12 protein-coding genes are annotated in these 16,048 nt (G+C 72.4%); 6 read left to right on the forward strand and 6 right to left on the reverse strand.

The features are described 5' to 3' along the window. Positions 1 to 417 precede the first annotated feature (417 nt). Positions 418 to 1,509, forward strand: coding sequence for a hypothetical protein (locus NBM05_RS02615; protein ID WP_254164920.1), 1,092 nt, complete (start codon positions 418 to 420; stop codon positions 1,507 to 1,509). A 198-nt stretch (positions 1,510 to 1,707) separates the two neighbouring features. Here the strand turns inward: NBM05_RS02615 and NBM05_RS02620 are convergent, their stop codons facing one another. Beyond that, positions 1,708 to 2,235 carry a CoA-binding protein gene (locus NBM05_RS02620; RefSeq protein ID WP_254164922.1) on the reverse strand — a complete coding sequence of 176 codons (528 nt, stop codon included), beginning with the start codon at positions 2,233 to 2,235 and terminating at the stop codon, positions 1,708 to 1,710. 2 nt (positions 2,236 to 2,237) lie between these two features. Next, complete coding sequence (locus NBM05_RS02625; protein WP_254164923.1) at positions 2,238 to 3,797, reverse strand: O-acetylhomoserine aminocarboxypropyltransferase/cysteine synthase family protein; 1,560 nt, start codon at positions 3,795 to 3,797, stop codon at positions 2,238 to 2,240. A 219-nt stretch (positions 3,798 to 4,016) separates the two neighbouring features. On the opposite strand from NBM05_RS02625, the gene NBM05_RS02630 reads away from it, so the two are divergent. From NBM05_RS02630 to NBM05_RS02650, 5 genes are all read left to right on the forward strand, one after another. Beyond that, positions 4,017 to 4,658: an ABC transporter permease gene (locus NBM05_RS02630; RefSeq protein ID WP_254164924.1), complete on the forward strand. Its 642-nt coding sequence runs from the start codon at positions 4,017 to 4,019 to the stop codon at positions 4,656 to 4,658. Continuing rightward, on the forward strand, positions 4,651 to 6,165 hold the full coding sequence (locus NBM05_RS02635; protein WP_373689266.1) for an ABC transporter ATP-binding protein: 1,515 nt from the start codon (positions 4,651 to 4,653) through the stop codon (positions 6,163 to 6,165). Before NBM05_RS02630 ends, NBM05_RS02635 begins: the two co-directional genes overlap by 8 nt. Beyond that, positions 6,162 to 6,923, forward strand: coding sequence for an ABC transporter permease (locus NBM05_RS02640; RefSeq protein ID WP_254164926.1), 762 nt, complete (start codon positions 6,162 to 6,164; stop codon positions 6,921 to 6,923). The genes NBM05_RS02635 and NBM05_RS02640 overlap by 4 nt, the downstream gene beginning before the upstream one ends. A 43-nt stretch (positions 6,924 to 6,966) precedes the next feature. Further along, entirely contained in the window at positions 6,967 to 7,956 is a 990-nt protein-coding gene (locus NBM05_RS02645) for a glycine betaine ABC transporter substrate-binding protein (protein WP_254164927.1), read from the forward strand. A gap of 63 nt (positions 7,957 to 8,019) precedes the next feature. Beyond that, positions 8,020 to 9,036 carry a glycine betaine ABC transporter substrate-binding protein gene (locus NBM05_RS02650; protein ID WP_254164928.1) on the forward strand — a complete coding sequence of 339 codons (1,017 nt, stop codon included), beginning with the start codon at positions 8,020 to 8,022 and terminating at the stop codon, positions 9,034 to 9,036. 13 nt (positions 9,037 to 9,049) lie between these two features. On the opposite strand, the gene NBM05_RS02655 is transcribed toward NBM05_RS02650, so the two are convergent. The 4 genes from NBM05_RS02655 to NBM05_RS02670 form a co-directional block, all read right to left on the reverse strand. After that, positions 9,050 to 9,709, reverse strand: coding sequence for a SatD family protein (locus NBM05_RS02655; protein WP_254164929.1), 660 nt, complete (start codon positions 9,707 to 9,709; stop codon positions 9,050 to 9,052). A gap of 85 nt (positions 9,710 to 9,794) precedes the next feature. Continuing rightward, positions 9,795 to 10,571 carry a metal-dependent hydrolase gene (locus NBM05_RS02660; RefSeq protein ID WP_254164930.1) on the reverse strand — a complete coding sequence of 259 codons (777 nt, stop codon included), beginning with the start codon at positions 10,569 to 10,571 and terminating at the stop codon, positions 9,795 to 9,797. 399 nt (positions 10,572 to 10,970) lie between these two features. Beyond that, complete coding sequence (locus tag NBM05_RS02665; RefSeq protein WP_254164931.1) at positions 10,971 to 11,699, reverse strand: hypothetical protein; 729 nt, start codon at positions 11,697 to 11,699, stop codon at positions 10,971 to 10,973. Continuing rightward, positions 11,692 to 15,555, reverse strand: coding sequence for a TM0106 family RecB-like putative nuclease (locus NBM05_RS02670; RefSeq protein WP_309248098.1), 3,864 nt, complete (start codon positions 15,553 to 15,555; stop codon positions 11,692 to 11,694). Before NBM05_RS02670 ends, NBM05_RS02665 begins: the two co-directional genes overlap by 8 nt. Positions 15,556 to 16,048 lie beyond the last annotated feature (493 nt).

The following is a 16,048-nucleotide window of genomic DNA, read 5'->3' on the forward strand; positions in this document are numbered from 1 at the left end:
TCGCCGACGCCGTCCGCCCCGGATCTCTTTCAAACATCGGAGGAGTTTCCACAATCGGGGCCCGCCCCTGTGCCCGACGTACCGGGATCGCGACAGTGAGAGTCATGAACGTGACAGATGGGCCCGGACACGGAACGGGTGAGCACTGGACCGACCCGGAGAGGTACGGCGGGGCCGCGGACCTGCTCGCGGCCGCGCGCGACGCCGCGGCGCAGCGGCTCCGCGCCGCTCGGCGGGTCCGTTGGGGGCGGGCGCCGCGGAGCGGGCGCGGCGAGGCGGAGCGCGGGAGCCCCCGCGGGAGAAGGTTCGGCGACCGGACGGGGGGCGAGGCCAGCGGCCGGGCGGGCCGCGGGGCCGGCGATCGACCGGGCGGCTGATCCGCGGATCGAACGCCCGGCCGGCCCAGCACGCGGCGCGGTGGACGTTCCGTGGGCCGCCGCGGACCCGGCGGCGGCAGGGCAGGAGACCCCGCGCGAGCCGTGGGTGGACGCCGTCGACCTGGCGCTCGCGCTTCCCGGCAGCGTGGTGAACTCGGTGACGGCGGCCCAGATGTACGGGCTGCGCCTGCCGGAGAGGCTGCGCGGCTACCGCATGATCCACCTCAACCGGGGCCCGGGCCGCAGCCGGATCCGCCGCGCGGGCGTCATCAGCAGGCAGTGCACCTACGGGCCGCTGGACGTGGTGCGGGCGGGCGGCGTCGTCGTCACCTCGCCGCTGCGCACGGTGCTGGACCTGACGGAGCTGCTGGACCACGAGGAGCTGGTGTGCGTGCTCGACGGACTGCTCGAGCAGCGCGCCAGGCCGGGCGGCGCGGGCGCGGCGGGGCGGGCGTCCGGCGGGCCGAACGGGGTGACGGGCCCGGGCGGTGCCGCGAGTCGGCGGGGCTCGGGCGCAGGGGCGGGGGCGAGCGGGCGCGGAGCCGTCCGCGGCCTCGCCGGCATGCCCGCCGGCAGGCTCGCCGGCAAGTCGGCCGGTGGGTCGGCCGGTGGGTCGGCGGGCGGCCGATCCGGCGGTCCCGCCGACTGGGAGGGGCAGGGCGTCCCGGTCGGGCACCGGCCCGTGACGCGGGCCGAGCTGGTCGAGTTCCGGAGGGCGCATCGGAGGATGCGGGGCATCAAGGCGTTCGACGCCGCCATGCGGCGCGCGCGGCCCGGCGCGGCGTCGGCGCTGCACACCCGGCTGCGGCTCGCGTGCGAGGATCACGGGATCAAGGGCCTGCACGCGGGGGCGACCATCCGCAACGCCTACGGTGAGATCGTGTTCCGCTCCGACCTCGCCGACATGGCCGACGCCGTCAGCGTCCAGGTGCGGCATCCGCGGGCGGGGGAGGCGCGGCAGCGGCAGCGGGACCAGCGGCGTCGGCGGCGCACGGAGAGCATGGGGTGGGTGGAGGTGGTGGTCGGGCACCGGGACCTCGAGCGCACGCACCGGCTCGGCACCGCGGACGTGCCGCACGCGGTGATCATGATCCGCCGCGCCATCGCCCAGCAGCGCCAGCGGGGCGAGTGAGCGCCCGGCGCCCCGCGAGGACTCCGAGATGGGGCGACCGGCGCCCAGGGAGGGACGCCGGGGGCCACTCGGCGCCCCGCGAGGACGCCAATGCCCCCTCCACGCCGCCGTTCCACGGGGGAACGCGGCGGGGAGGGGGCATCGGGTGGCCGAGGGCGGCGCGGAACGCGCACCCCCGCGGCGCAGCGGCGCCGGCGCCTACGCGCGGCGCTGACGCTTCGAGGAGATCACCCCGGTGTTGAAGCCGGAGAGGTGCAGTCCGCCGTGGAAGCGCGCGTGCTCGATCTTGATGCACCGGTCCATGACCACGCTCAGCCCCGCCTCCTCGGCGATCCGCGCGGCCTCCTCGTTCCACGAGCCCAGCTGCAGCCACAGGGTCTTGGCGCCCACGGCCACGGCCTCGCGCGCGACGTCGGGCAGGTCCTCGTCCCGGCGGAAGACGTCGACGACGTCGGGCGCCTCCGGCAGGTCCTCGAGCGAGGCGTAGACCTTCTGCCCCAGGACCTCCTTCCCCTTGGCCGCGAGGATCGGGTTCACGAAGTACACCGTGTACGGCGAGCTCGAGAGCAGGTACGTGGACACGAAGTACGAGGCGCGCGCGGGCTTGTCGGACATGCCCACGATCGCCACGGAGCGGGTGCTGTGCAGGATGCCCAGCCGCTCGGGGGCCGAGGGCCCCGTCCAGGTGCGCACGGGCACCGGCTGCTGCGGATTGGCCTCGGCCATGTCTAGCCCTCCCTCTGGTCGGCGGATGCGGCGGCGGGCGGATTCCCGGCGTCGGACGCAACGGGCGAGCCCGCGCCGGCGGACGCGGTGGCCGCGCTCCGGCCGGCGGACGCGGTGGCGGCGGCGCTCAGGGCCGTCCCGCCGCCCTCGACCGCCGCGTTGCCCTCGGCGCTCGCCCCGGGCGTGGCCTCCCCGGCCCCCGACGACGCGTGCGCGCCGGCCGGAGCCCCGGCCCCGGCCACGGGCTCCCCGGCCCGGTCCAGGCCGGTCGCCGCGACGAGCGCCTGGTCCAGGTCCCACAGGATGTCCTCGGGGTCCTCGAGGCCCACCGAGATCCGGATCAGGTCCTCGTTCACCCCGCCCGCGGCGAGCTGCTCGGCGGTGAGCTGCTGGTGCGTCGTCGACGCCGGGTGCAGCACCAGGGTGCGGGCGTCGCCGATGTTGGCCAGGTGGCTCGCGAGCTGCAGCGACCCGATGAACCGCTCGCCGACCGCGCGGCCGGACAGCTCCCCGGCGCCCGCGACGCCGAAGCTGAAGACCGAGCTCACGCCCAGCGGCAGGTACTTCCGCCCCCGCTCGTAGTGCGGGTGGTCGGCCAGGCCGGAGTGGTTGACGTAGGCGATGCGCGGGTCCGCCATGAGCCAGGACACGACCTCGGAGGCGTTGGCCAGGTGGGCGTCCATGCGCTGGGGCAGGGTCTCGACCCCCTGCAGCAGCTGGAACGCCGACTGCGGCGCGAGTGAGGGCCCGATGTCGCGCAGCTGCTCCGAGCGCAGCTTGGTCAGGAATCCGTACTCGCCGAAGTTCCCCCACCAGGAGACGCCGTTGTAGGAGGGCACCGGCTCGGTCATCGAGGGGAAGTTGCCGTTGCCCCAGTCGAAGCGGCCGGACTCGACGACGACGCCGCCCAGCGTCGTCCCGTGCCCGCCCAGGAACTTGGTGGCCGAGTGGATGACGATGTCGGCGCCGTGCTCCATGGGACGGATCAGGTACGGCGTCGAGATCGTGGCGTCCACGACCAGCGGGATGCCGGCCTCGTGCGCGACCTCGGCGAGGCCCTCCAGGTCCGCGACCTGGCAGGACGGGTTGGAGACGACCTCGGTGTAGATGGCCTTGGTGTTGGGGCGCAGGGCCTCCTTGAACGCCTGGGCGTCCATCGAGTCCACGAAGGTGGTCTCGACGCCGAAGCGGCGCAGCGTCACGTCCAGCTGGGTGACCGTGCCGCCGTAGAGCTGGGAGGATGAGACGATGTGGTCCCCGGCCTGGGTCAGCGCGGCGAAGGTGATGAACTCGGCGGCCATGCCGGAGGCGGTCGCGACCGCGCCGATCCCGCCCTCGAGCGAGGCCACGCGCTCCTCGAACGCGGAGACGGTCGGGTTGCCCAGGCGGGAGTAGATGTTGCCGTACTTCTGCAGGGCGAAGAGGTTGGCGGCGTCGTCGGCGTCCTTGAAGACGAACGAGGTGGTCTGGTAGATCGGCACCGCGCGGGCCCCGTGCTCGGCGTCGGGGGTCCCGCCCGCGTGCAGCGCCCGGGTGCGGAATCCGAAGGTGTGTTCAGCCATGCGAATCCTTCACAGAAGAGGGGATGGTCCACCCCTTATCGTCCGGCGCGGGGGTGCCCCGGCGCAACTGCGCCTCACGTTTCGGGTGACAGGGGCCCGCCGGCGGGGTCCCGGCCGACGACGCGGCGCCGGCGAGTTGGTCTATATCAGCAGACTGATTATTGTGGAACATTAGAGCTCCGGCTCACACGTCACTCGCCGATCCACCCAAGGACCACTATGAGCGCATTCTTCGCCGAGCGGTGGGAGCAGATCCTGTCCGCCAGCTGGCAGCATTTCAGCCTGGTGGTGCAGTGCCTGATCCTCGCCACCGTCATCGCGATCCTGCTGGCGGCCCTGTGCTACCGCAGCCGCGGACTGACCTCCGCGGCCAACAACGTCTCCGCCGTCGGCCTGACCATCCCGTCCTTCGCGCTCATCGGCCTGCTGATCATCCCGTTCGGGTTCGGCGTGCTGCCCGCCGTGATCGTCGTCGTCTTCTTCGCCGTGCTGCCGATCCTGCGCAACGCGGTGGTGGGGCTGGCCGGGGTCGACGCCGCCACGATCGAGGCCGCACGCGGCATCGGCATGAGCCGGGCCCGCACCTTCTTCCGCGTCGAGCTGCCGCTCGCCTGGCCCGTGATCCTCGCCGGGATGCGGGTCTCGGCGCAGATGACCATGGGCATCGCCGCCGTGGCCGCCTACGTGCTGGGCCCCGGGCTCGGTAATTACATCTTCTCCGGCCTCTCCCGCCTGGGCGGGGCCAACTCGCTGGAGTCAGTGGCCGTCGGCGTCATCGCCGTCGTCATCCTGGCGCAAATACTCGACGCGGTCCTCGTCATCATCGGCCGCCTGACCACTTCAAGGGGAATCCGTGTCTGAGCACACCGACCAGCCGTCCACCGGCGCCGCGATCCTGATCGAGAACGTCACCAAGCGGTACGGCGGCGGGAAGAAGCCGGCCGTGGACCAGCTGACCCTCGAGATCCCCGCCGGTCAGATCGTCATGTTCGTGGGCCCCTCGGGCTGCGGCAAGACCACGACGCTGAAGATGATCAACCGCCTGATCGAGCCCACCGAGGGCCGGCTCATCATCAACGGCGAGGACGTCACCGACATCAACGGCGACAAGCTGCGCCGCAAGATCGGCTACGTGATCCAGGCCGGCGGCCTGCTGCCGCACCTGACGGTCGCGGCCAACATCGGGCTCGTCCCGAAGATGCTCGGCTGGGACAAGGCCCGCATCGCGGCCCGCGTCGACGAGCTGCTGGACCTGGTCTCCCTCGACGTCGAGACCTACCGGGACCGCTACCCCAAGGAGCTCTCCGGCGGGCAGCAGCAGCGCGTCGGGGTGGCCCGCGCGCTCGCCGCCGACCCGCCCGTGCTCCTCATGGACGAGCCGTTCGGCGCGGTGGACCCCATCACCCGCCAGCGCCTGCAGGACGAGCTGATCAACATCCAGTCGGAGCTGCACAAGACCATCGTCTGCGTGACCCACGACTTCGACGAGGCCGTGAAGCTCGGCGACTGGATCGCCGTCTTCGACGAGGGCGCCCGGATCGTCCAGTACGACACCCCCGAGCAGATCCTCGCCAACCCCGCCAACGAGTTCGTCGAGAACTTCATCGGCTCCGGGGCCGGGCTCAAGCAGCTGAACTTCGCCCGGGTCGCCGACGCCGAGCTGCGCCCCGGCGTCATCGGCCGGCCGGACCAGACGCCGGAGGAGGTGCTCAAGCTCGTGCAGCTGGCCGAGCGCCGCAACGCCGTGATCCTCGACGAGCGCGACCGCCCGCTGGCCTGGCTCTCCCGGGAGCAGCTGAGTCGGATGGACCGCCTGCCGCGCGAGCGCGACGAGGACCTGCCGCTCGTCAACATCCGCTCCACGCTCAACGACGCCCTCGACTCGATGCTCCAGGCGAGCACCGGCTCGGCGATCGTGGTCGGCCACCGGGACCAGTTCCAGGGGCTGATCTCGGTGGAGACGGTTATGAACGCCATCCGCGAGCTCCGGGACACCGCGGCGCAGCGCGAGGCGCCGGTGGGCAACAACACCGGCCAGATCCCCCGCGTCGAGGGCCACGGCCGCGACGACGCCGCGGACCGCGAGCCCCGGGAGGGCGCCGCCGGGTCCTCCGCGGCACCGGCCGACGCCGACACCGAGCGCGAGGGTGCCCAGCGCGCCGCCGCGGACCGTTCTTCCGGGGCCGACGCCGACGCCGACGCCGAGCGCGAGGACCCAGCCCGCACCGCCGACGACGCCGCCCGCCCGGCGTCGGCCTCCGCCGAGCCCGAGACCACCTCCGGGACCCCCTGGGCGGGCACCCGCCCCGAGCAGGCCCGCCCGGAGAGCGGCGTCGAGAACCCCGACCGCCCGGAGGGACGCCCGTGAGCACCGCAACCGACAGCGCATCGCTGGACACCGGCCGACGCCGCTGGGTCGGCCTGGTGGTCCAGCCCCTCGTGATCGCCGCGGCCCTGGCCGCCATCGCCCTGTGGATCCGCGGCGCGGACCTGACCGAGACCGAGCGCGTGACCCTGAGCGTGTCCTACCTGTGGGACCTCACGCTGGAGCACCTCAAGCTGACCGTGGTCGCGGCCGTCATCGTGCTGCTGCTGGCCATCCCGCTCGGGATCCTGCTGACCCGCGGCGCGTTCCGCCGGTACACGACGCCGGTCATGGCGATCGCCAACATCGGCCAGTCGGCGCCGGCCATCGGACTCGTCGTGCTCTTCGCGTTCTGGCTGGGCTTCGGGTTCGAGGCCACCGTCGTCGCGCTCATCCTCTACGCCTTCCTGCCCGTGCTCGGGAACACGATCGTGGGCCTGCGCGGCGTCGACGGCCGGCTCATCGAGGCCGGGCGCGGGATGGGCATGAGCGCGGCCGCCGTCCTGTTCAAGATCGAGCTGCCCCTGGCCATCCCGGTCATGCTCGCCGGCATCCGCACCGCCCTGGTGCTGCTGGTCGGCACGGCCACGCTGGGGGCGTTCATCGACGGCGGCGGGCTCGGCCTGCTCATCACCACCGGCGTGAACCTCGCCCTGGACTCGGTGCTGGTCACCGGCTCCCTGCTCGTGGCGCTGCTCGCGCTCACCATCGACTGGCTGGCCCGGCTCTTCGAGCAGGTCGCCCGGCCGAAGGGACTGTAGGACCGTCCGTCGCACCGCCGCGCCCGAGGAGGCCGTGAGAACCATGTTCAGCAGAAAGCACACCCGAGCGGCGGCGCTCGGCGTCGTCGGGATCTTCGCCCTGGCCGGCTGCGGCCTGGGACCCTCCACCTCGACGGTCCCGGCCGTGGGGCAGGGGAGCCTCGAGCCCGTGGAGGGCGCCGAGGGGCAGGAGCTGGTGGTGACGTCCAAGAACTTCACCGAGCAGATCATCCTCGGCAAGATCGCCGTGCTGACGGCCGAGGCCGCCGGCTTCGAGCCCCAGGACATGACCAACGTCCCGGGCTCCCAGCCGGTGCGCAACCTCATGACCAGCGGCGACGCCGACGTCACGGTCGAGTACACCGGAACCGCCTGGCTGACCTACATGGGCCACGAGCAGGGCATCCCGGACCAGCAGGAGCAGTGGCAGGCGGTCCACGACGAGGACCTCGGCAACGGCCTGACCTGGGGTGCCCCGGGGACGCTGAACAACACCTACGCGCTCGCGGTCCGGCAGGAGTACGCGGAGGCCAACGGCATCACCGAGCTCTCCGACCTGGCCCGCGTGCCCGTGGAGGACCGCACCATCTGCGTGGAGTCCGAGTTCAACTCCCGCAGCGACGGGCTGAACCCGATGCTCAGCGCCTACGGCCTGGAGCGCGGCGCGGCCGACGGCGTCCCGGACTCCAACATCGCGATCCTCGACACCGGCACCGTCTACACAGCGACCGCCGGCGGGGACACCTGCAACTTCGGCGAGGTGTTCACCACCGACGGCCGCATCGACTCGCTGAACCTCACCGTCCTCGAGGACGACCGCAACTTCTTCCCCGCCTACAACGCCTCCCCGGTGTTCAACACCGAGTTCCTGGACCGCTACCCGGAGCTCGAGGACCGCTACGACGAGGTCGTCTCCCGCCTGACCGACGAGAAGATGCGGGACATGAACCTCAAGGTCGACGTCGAGGGCCAGGACCCCGCCCAGGTCGCCTTCGACTGGATGGTGGGAGAGGGCCTCATCTCGGAGTCGTAGGACTCCCCCCGGGGCGGCTGGGCCGCCCCGGTTCACCACTCGAGCAGCACCAAGGAAAGCACGTTGTCCGTTCACAACAGCATCAAGACCCTCGGGATCGGCGCCATCGCGACGCTGGCCCTGGCAGGCTGCGGCCTCCAGCCCTCCGGATCCTTCGTCCCCGAGATCGGGCCGGGGAGCATCCAGCCCGTCGAGGGCGCCGAGGGGCAGCCGCTCGTGGTGGCGTCCAAGAACTACACCGAGCAGCTCATCCTGGGCAAGATCGCGGCGCTGACCTCCTCCGCCGCGGGCTTCGAGGTCACCGACCTCAGCAACATCCCCGGTTCCCAGCCCACCCGGCAGGTCATGGTCAGCCACGAGGCCGACATGTTCTTCGAGTACACCGGCTCGGCCTGGCTGACCTACCTCGGCCACGAGCAGGGCCTGAAGGACCAGCAGGAGCAGTGGGAGGCCGTCCGCGACGCCGACGCCGAGTACGGCCTGACCTGGGGCCCGCCGGCGCCCATGAACAACACCTACGCCTTCGCCACGCGGCAGGAGGTCATCGACGAGTACGGCCTGAAGACCTTCTCGGACATCGCGAAGGTCCCGGTCGAGGAGCGGACCTTCTGCATCGAGGCCGAGTTCAACTCCCGCCAGGACGGCATCAACCCCATGCTGGAGACCTACGGCATCCCGCGCGGCACCCCCGACGGCGTCCCGGACGCCAACATCGCGATCCTCGACGCCGGCACCATCTACTCCGCCACGGCCCAGGGGGACACCTGCAACTTCGGCGAGGTGTTCACCACCGACGGCCGCATCCCGGCCCTGAACCTCACGGTCCTCGAGGACGACCGGGCGTTCTTCCCGCACTACAACGTGGCGCCGGTGCTCAACACCGAGATGGACGAGCGCTACCCGGAGCTGATGGACCGCTACGAGCAGGTCGCCCAGCGGCTGGACAACGAGACGCTGCAGCAGCTGAACTACCGCGTGGACGTGGAGGGCGAGGAGCCGGCCCAGGTCGCCTTCGACTGGATGGTCTCCGAGGGGTTCATCAGCGACCCCGGCGGGAACGTGCAGGAGCAGGCGCAGTAGGGCCCGGCGCGCGTCAGAGCCGCGCCAGCAGCTCCGCGGCCGAGGCCCGCGCGGCGGTCTCCTCGTGCCAGCCGGTGCGGATGAGCGCCTTGCTGACCGCCTGCGGCGAGATGCCCAGCGCCTCGGCGATCGCCCGGTGCTGGCCGCGCACGTCCGGGACCAGCAGGTCCACGACGCGCCACTCCGCCTCGGTCCGGTGGTCGATGAGCCGGGCTAGCATCCGCAGCAGCGAGGTGATCGCGTCCGAGAGTCCGGGGTCGCCGCCCTCGACGGCGATCGCGCGGCACGGCAGCCCCGCCGTGCAGCGCTCGATCGCGGCCCGGGCGTAGCCCAGCGCGGGCCCCTCGGGCTCGTCGCCGCCGAGCTCGACCCCGCCGACGCCGATGCCGGCCAGCACGCCCCGCTCCCGGATGGCGCACAGCGCCGCGCCCACGGCGTGCACGGGGTCCGTGAACACCGCCCTGATCTCGTCGGGGTAGGTCACCGCGAAGGGGACGGGCCTCGCGTCCTCGGGTGCGGGGAGGGCGTTGAGGCGGGCGGCCAGCTCCCGCGCGGTCGAGGCGGGCCCGGCGTCGTCCGTGCGCGCGGGGTGGCGCGCGACGTCGTCGTGCGGCAGGACGGGGGCCTTCTCCCGGCCGGTCGCGCAGTGCTGGGCAACGATCAGTACATACATCCCTCCCAGTATGCCCCGGAGCCGGGCGTTCGCCCGTGTATGTCGGTGTGACGTCGTGTGGTGTGCCCGGAGCTGGGCTGAGCGCCTACGGCGTCCCGATGGGGTCGCCCAGCCAGGCGGGCAGGTCGGCCAGGGTGGGGAGGTCCAGGCTCACGCCGAACACGCTCGAGGAGATGACGACCACCATGACGAGGACGCACCCGCCGACGAAGACGTTCTCACGGCCGGAGCCCGCGTTGCCGAGGATCGGGAAGCGGATGCGGTGGCCGCTCGCCCACTCGAGTCCCGAGGAGGTCAGCGAGTCCCCGATGAGGTGGGACAGGTGCCCGATCGCGAGGGCGGCCGCGAGCCACCACCATGCGTCGTCGTCGGGGAAGACCCGGGCGGCTCCGTAGGTCGCCGCGGCCGCGAAGACCCAGCTGTACAGGTCCGAGAACAGCCGCGTGCTCCTCTGCCACCGGCGCCTCAGCTTCCGGTGCAGGGCCGTCTTGGCCAGCGCCTGGGTCCCGAAGGCGGTGTAGAGGAAGAACAGGCCGAGCCCGCCCCACCGTCCGAACAGGGTCACCGCGGCGAAGTCGAACGCGGCGCAGAAGAGCAGGAACCAGATCCGGTGCGTGCCCTGGCGGTGCCCGCCGGAGAGTCTGCCGGTTACGGACGCGATGGTCTTGGTGATGAAACCGCCCGACTGGGCGATGGAGCCGCTGGGGTGGTCGATGTCGGGGCGCAGAGCGGCGCCCGCCACGGGCAGGCAGCCCATCAGCAGGATCGCCGGGGTGGCCGCGTAGCCGAGGACCGGGAACGCGTAGGCCGCCCCGGCCGTCCAGGTCGCCGCGCCGAGGATGGCGTGGCCTTTTCCCATCATGGGATCGATCGTCTCCTTCGTGGGGTGTGGTGAGGTGTGTTTCGGTTGGTCGGGCCGCCCGCCCGACGTCGTGCCGGCGCCGAGTGAGACCGGGGGCTGGCTGAGTGCGAGCAGGTACTCATTCGGGCCCGCAGAGTCTCCCGGTTGAGGCCTGCAAGACACCCGTTTGAGGGGTCGTGGATACCTGCACGGGGAGGCCACGCACCCCCCCCTGGAGGCACGGCGAAATCCCCGCACGCGTCAGGAATCGCGCGAGAAAGGGAGGGAATGCGGGCTCAGCCCGGCGGGAGGATGCGGCCGACGACGCCGTGTGCGGTGGCGTGGGTCGCCGGACCGGGCCGCCCGCCGGCCACGGGCCGGGGAGCGCCTCGGATCAGGGGAGGGTGCGCGGGAGCGAGCTCACTCCCAGAACATCGTCTCCACGTCGACGCCGCGGATCACCAGCTCCTCCATGAGCGAGTCGCGGCAGATCAGCGGCAGCGCCATCGACCCGACCGTGTCGTCCGGACCCAGGTACGGCGTGGCCTGCGCGAACCCGGCGCGGAAGCGGGAGAGCGACTGGCAGAGGTCGATCACGTCCCGGAGGTCCTCCTCGGTCGCGAAGACCCAGAACGAGTCCTGGTCGGTCAGCTGGAACAGTCCCACGGGGTGCCCGCGCTCCTCGATGGAGTGGCGCCGCACCCAGCCGCCCGGGGTGCCCGGCCCGAGGGGAGGGCACGCCGGGTCGAAGTACCAGGACTGGGCGCGCTCCAGCCAGTCGGGCATCTCCGGGAAGTACACGGTCGCGCTCTCCTCCTCGGGCCACTCGGTCCGGGAGAAGATCGCCGCGTGCATCGCGTTCCAGAAGACCTCCTCGTCCCCCTCGATGCCGACGGCGTTCATGTCCTCGGGCTCGGGGTCCGGCTCGAAGACCGCGTCGTCGTCGGAGCCGCTGCGCTCCCAGTACGTGGTCCGCGTGGCGAGATCTGCCGAGAGCAGGAACGTCTCGATCTGCTTCAGGAACTCCGGGTCCCCCACGGCCACCGTCTGCTCCTCGAAGTGGAGGATGTACGGGGTACGGGCCTTGAAGCTCGGCTTGATGATCTCCACCTCCTCGTCCCGGTCGCTGCTGTTCGTGCCATTATTCACGGGAATCCCCCCTTCTCTCTACCGCATTCCAGGCTTTCGCCTCCTGGCGCAGGGTGACGAATCCGCCCAGCGTCGCCAGGCCCTCGGGCGTGGCCGGCCAGTAGTCGGTGAGGTGCGGCGAGCTGACGATCACCGCGCACCACTGGCCCCGGGACACCGCGACGTTGAGGCGGTTCGGGGAGAGCAGGAAGTCCATGCCCCGGGGCACCTCCTCCGCGGAGGAGGCGGCCATCGAGACGACGACTACCGGGGCCTCCTGACCCTGAAACCTATCGACGGTGCCGACCCGGACGCCTTCCTGATCCGCATCCGCCAGCCCCGCCTCCTCGAGGGCCTGACGAATCGCGTCCACCTGGGCGTTGTAGGCAGCCACGACGAGGACATCCGCAGGCTGAAGCGGCCGCTCCTCCTGATCCGGCGCACGGCGCCACCCCCTTCCGAGGAACTGCTGGGCCACCCGCACGACGCCGCGCGCCTCCTCGCGGGAGGAGGTCGCGTTGCCGAGGTGGCCGATGTCGAGACGGTACACCCCCGGCCGCGTGGCCACCAGGTCCCGCTCGCCGGCCGCGGGCGCCGAGTGCAGCCGCCCCCGGTAGGACAGCCGCGAGACCGGCGCGCACAGCTCCGGGTGCATGCGCCACGAGGCGTCCAGGAAGTAGCCGAACTCGGCCGGCAGCGTGCGCTCCCCGGCGGAGAGCCAGCCCAGCGCGGACTCGTCCACCGGGTACGGGTGGCTGCCCTGGGTCACCTGCGGCAGCTGCTGCGGGTCGCCGAGCAGCAGCATGTTCCGCGCCGCCCGGGAGACCGCGAGCATGTTGGCCAGCGAGTACTGCCCCGCCTCGTCGATCACCAGCAGGTCCAGGCGGCCGGGCTCGAACCGGTCCTGGTTCGCGAAGTCCCACGCGGTGCCGCCGTAGATCCGGCCGCCCTCCTCGGCGAGGAAGCCGGGGATCTCCTTCGGCCCGATCTGCCGCCACGGCGGCGGGGGCGGGAGCTCGACGTCGTCCTCCGCCTTCTTCGCGGCGCGCGGCTTGGCCTTGGCGATCGCCTCGCCGGGCACGCCGCCGTTCGTGAGGCACCCGCGCAGCAGGTTCTCGATCACGGCGTGCGACTGGGCCACGACGCCGACCTTCCACCCCTCCGCGACCAGCCGCCCGATCACGTGCGAGCCGACGAAGGATTTGCCCGTGCCCGGCGGCCCCTGCACGGCGAGGTAGGAGTCGTCGAGGCGGCTCACGGCGGCGTGGATCGCGCTGACCATGGGCAGCTCGGCGGCGGTGTGCTCGGGATCCTCGGGCTGGGGGAGAGGGCCCTCCCCCGTCAGCCGGGGCGCGCGGCGGGCCAGGACGTCCAGGCCCGCGCCGTGGGGCAGGTGCGGGGCGCCGCCGGGCCCGCTCCACAGGGCGGCGTCGACCTCCTGGGCCAGCTCGGCCAGCGAGTCCTCCTGGGCCTGCGTGCGGATGGGCGCCGGCGGCGTGAGCGCGAGGGGCAGCTGGGGGAAGGCGTCGGTGCCCTGGGGGCGGGTCTCGGTAACCTCGACCCGGTAGAGGCCCTGCGCCCCGGCGGGCTCGATCGACTCGACCGTGGCGCGGGCGTCGCTGGCCCGGCTCACCACGGGGGCGTTGCCGCCGGTCAGCGCGTTCAGCCGCTCCTGGCTCTGCAGCACCTTGTCCGCGAGGTACCCTGGCAGGGGTGCGGCGTACATCGCGAACAGGCCCGAGGCGCCCGGCTTGAGGCTGAACCCGTCGGCGATGCGGGCGGTCCCGGCCAGGGTCCGCCGCTCGGTCTTGGCGCGGGGCCCGGGCGTGTGCCAGTCCTCCGCGACCGCGAGCCGCTCGAAGACGACGACGTCGCGCTGGCCCTCCCACTCGCCCACGGGCGCGGAGAGCCGGTCGAAGTGCGCCCACCAGAACTGCTTGCGCTCGCGGCGGTGGTAGCCGGTGGCCGAGGAGACCATCGCGACGGCGCGCGCGGTCCGCTCCAGCTCCTCGGGGGCCAGACCGGTGCTCTCCGGGGTCGCGGTCTCGACGAAGTGGTTGAGCGAGGCCTCCACGGGGGTGGTGCGGGCGTCGGCGGCGTCCGGGTCGGGCGGGGGCGGGGGCGGGGCCTGGGGCGTGGCGAGCTCCTCCGCGACGTCGCGCCCGGCCAGGCCCAGCAGCCAGTCGCGCAGGCGCAGGGTCGAGACGCAGTCGTAGCGGTTGTATGCGTGGATGGAGTCGAGGATGAGCGCGGCCTCGGTCTCCTCCCCGGAGTCCCGGGCCAGGCAGTAGTCGGCGTAGGCGACCACGGAGGCCGCGGCGTCGGTGACGTCCCCGCCGCGCAGCTGCTCGCCCATGTAGAGGGGCTCGAGCTTCTTGATCGAATAGGAGGGCTGGGAGATGCGGATGCTCGAGCGCACGGCGTCGTAGAGGTCCACGAGGACCTCGTGGCGCAGGAGGTCGTCCACGTCTTCTTCGCCGACGCCGTGGCGCGCGGCGAGGTCGCGCAGCGCCCGCTTCTCGTAGTTGGCGTAGTGGTAGACCTTCAGACCCGGGTGGCGCTCGCGGCGCTCGCGGAGGTAGGCGAGGAAGTCCAGCAGGGCCTGCTTCTCCTCGGCGCGGGAGTGGGCCCAGAACGAGATGAAGCGGGGCTCCTCCGCCGCGTCCTCCGGCAGCTCGACGACGCCGAACAGGTACTCGATCCCCCACGAGGAGTCGTGCGCGTCCTGCCACAGGGGGTCGCCCTCGAAGTCGAAGAAGACGTCCCCCGGGTTGGCCCGCGGGATGCGCCGGAGCGGGCCCGGGTCCTCCACGGTGTAGGAGACGGTGCGGTTCTCGCCGGCGGCGTCGAGGTACTCGACCGTGCCGTCGGGGCGCGCCAGCCCGCACTGCATCCGCGCCTGCCGCCGGGCCTGCCGGACGGCGTCGGGGAGGCGGTGCCCGCGCTCGTCCAGCTCGGGGAGGCCGGCCAGGTCCTCGACCGTGCGCACGCCGTGGCGCTCGCGCAGCCTCTTGCGGCTCGTCAGCGACATCCCGGCCACCTGCAGGACGTCCCGGTGCTCGGCGATCTGGGCCTCGCAGTGGGGGCAGCGGCCGCAGCGGGCGACGTCGTCGTCGAACCACCGCACCGGGCCCCGCGCGGGATCCCGGTGGGCGGTTGTCAGGGCCTCGAAGCGCTCCCGGCGCTCGCGGTAGACGGCGAGGAAGTCCCCGACGTCGAAGCTCGCGTGCTCCCGGTTCCCCAGGATCAGCGTGACCCGGTCCGCGACCGGGATCCCCGCCGCGGCCAGCTGGTCCGCGTAGGCCGCGAGCTGCAGCAGCGCGGTGACCTTGGCGTGGCGGGCGAGCTTGGTGTCGTAGACCTCGTAGGTGCCGTCCGGCCGGCGGATCAGGAAGTCGGAGCGGCCGTGGAAGCGGCCGTCGTAGAAGGAGGCCTGGAAGACGACGTCGGCCCCCTCCCGCAGCGCCCGGACCGACTCCTCGTGCTTGGCCGTGAGCGTCGCGTGGTCCATGCGGCGCGCGGGCTCGATCTCGTAGACGCCGCTGCCCGCGGGCCCGCCGGTGTTCTGCGGGCCCGACGACGCCGCCGCCCCGGCCGCCGCCCGGAACGGCCCGTACCGTGCCGTGAGGTCCGCCAGGACGGCGGCCTCGTGCTCGTCGCCCAGGCGGGAGGTGTGTTCGAGCATGGCGTCCTCGGGGACCTCGAGGCGGGGGACGCGGCCGAGCTTCTCGTCCAGGATGCGCAGGGTGGCCCAGGGGCACTCGGCGGCGCGCACGAGGTCGGTGGCCGAGTAGACGAGCGTGCGTTCCGGCTCGCCGAGGGCGGACTCCACCGGGCGGCCGGATGCCGGAGCGGTGGGGGCCTGCACGAAGAACACGTCTGCCTCCTGAGGCGCGGGGTGATGCCCTCGTCGTGGGTCTGACGAGGGGTTTTGGTCGTTGGGACCAGCGTAGGGGAGGGGACTGACAACTTAAGCCGGTGGGGGACGGGCTGGGGAAGGAGTGGGGAGAACTCGTGGGCGGCGACCGCTGAACGGTTTGGGTCGTATGGCCGGCCGCGCTCGCAGTCCATTCGCCCGGAATGGACGGATCCCCCGATGATTCACTCGAGGTGCGCTACGTCATACCGAGTCAAATGTTTCAGGGTTGCTTCCTCCGTGACCCATTCTGTCTGCCGGCCGCGGACCTCGGGCCGAGTGACCGGGCCGTCCCGCCGGGGGCGATGGACGACTCCGAGTCCTGGCTCCACATGGTGAGTGACAAGCTACTGGCCAGTACGATCGTCACCGTAAATGTCAAGTACGGGATGAGGCCGCGGAAACATTCTCGCCAGAATAGACAAGATTTGAAGCGTTTTGATGAGATGTGAAC

Origin of the sequence: Rothia santali, assembly GCF_024199905.1 — a bacterium.
In the GTDB taxonomy this organism is placed as follows: Bacteria; Actinomycetota; Actinomycetes; order Actinomycetales; family Micrococcaceae; genus Rothia; species Rothia santali.